Source organism: Brevibacterium sp. FME17, from assembly GCF_014897515.1.
Lineage (GTDB): Bacteria > Actinomycetota > Actinomycetes > Actinomycetales > Brevibacteriaceae > Brevibacterium.
Genome location: NZ_JABUYD010000061.1, coordinates 1 through 1554, shown reverse-complemented (window position 1 = coordinate 1554; position 1554 = coordinate 1). Strand labels below are relative to the sequence as shown.

Genomic DNA, 1554 nt, shown 5'->3' with positions numbered 1-1554 from the left:
AAGTTGTCAAGGTGAATGAGGCCAAAGGGAGTTAGGCGGCTTGCTGATCGACGACTGATTCTTCGGGTTTGTTGATCCAGGCGGTCTCAGGCAGGTCGAGTGCCTTTGGGACCTTGCCAGAGCCGAACCGTTCAGGGTGGGCAGCCCGGGCCTCGGCAAGGACGTCAGCACGTTCATCGACCTTGGCTGCCGCGAGGCCGTAGTGGACATCGGCCGGCGTATGCAAACCGAGTCTCTGGTGATGATGTTCGTGGTTGTAACGGTCTATGAACTCGTCCATGAACGTGCGAGCATCACCCAGGGACCCGAACCGCTCGGGGAAGACCGGGGCGTATTTCAACGTCTTGAACCACGCTTCGGAGTAGGGATTGTCGTTGGAGACCTTCGGTCGCGAGTGCGACCTGGTCACTTCCAGGTCGGCCAGCAGCCTGGCCACGGACTTCGACGTCATCGACGTGCCTCGGTCAGCGTGGACGACGGCCGGGATGCCGTGGATGCCGAAGACCTCACGCATCATCTCCTCGGCCAAGGGACCGGACTCACGAGCATGGACGTGGGCGCCGACGATGTAGCGGGAGTAGATATCGATCATCACGTAGGCGTCGTAGTACACGCCCCGACAGGGCCCGGGCAATTTGGTGATGTCCCAGGTATACACCTGGCCTGGCCCGGTGGCGACGAGTTCCGGGATCGCCCGTGCCGGGTGCCGGGCCTGTCGTCGACGCTCTTTGACCTGAGCGTTGTCTCGCAGGATGCGATACATCGTCGAGATCGAGCACAGGTAGACGCCACGGTCGAGGAGCGTGGCGAAGACCTCCATCGGGGTGGAATCGATGAACTCAGCACTGTTGAGAACTGCCAGGACCCGCGCCCGTTCGGCGCAGTCGAGTCGGTTGGCCGGTTCGATACTCCGTGGTGTGGGCATGGTTGGGTGTGCTGCACAGCGGGCGACTGTAGATCGGGCGATACCGGTCAGTGTGGATGCCGCCCGGGTAGAGGTCCCGCAAGCACTCAAAGCGGTGTAGGCGCCCATCAGCGTCTCTTGCGCTTGGTCTCGGTATCCGCGCTCTTGGAGGTCTCTTCCAAGAGCGCGCGTGCTTTTCCCATGATCTCCAATGCCGTCTCGGTGCGATCCAAACGCTGCTGGGCCTGGTCGAGCTCGCGGCGCAGCCTGGCGATCTCGGCCTGTTCCTTGCTCGGCTTCCCGACCGCCTGACCGGGCTTCTTTCCATCCAAGACGCCGGCATCTCGTAGCCGGCGCCATTCGGTGATCAGCGAGGAATACAGGCCCTCGCGGCGGAGATAGGCCCCGCCCTGCTGCTGCCTGCAGGCTTCTTCGTAGGCGGTGAGGTGGGCAAGCTTCTGATCGGGGGTGAAGGTACGTCGGCGCGGGCCATCAGCGCGCGGGTGCGGACTGTTCATGTCTCCATCATTCCCGATCGGTGCTGACGGTGTGGACAGAGTCGAGATACTCATGGTGGTTGTTCCTGAACTCGCCCTGCGAAGGCGGACTTGCTATGAACCGGTGGACTCAACTCACCCTGACACGCAGGG

At 62.5% G+C, this 1554-nt stretch carries 1 protein-coding gene; it reads right to left on the bottom strand.

Annotated elements, in window-relative coordinates; translation table 11 throughout:
* Nucleotides 1-31: 31 nt before the first annotated feature.
* A protein-coding gene (locus INT40_RS20280; RefSeq protein ID WP_096161367.1) for an IS3 family transposase occupies nt 32-1422 on the bottom strand; the annotation gives its coding sequence in 2 pieces (ribosomal slippage) (nt 32-1074 and nt 1074-1422; 1392 coding nt in all).
* Nucleotides 1423-1554: the final 132 nt, after the last annotated feature.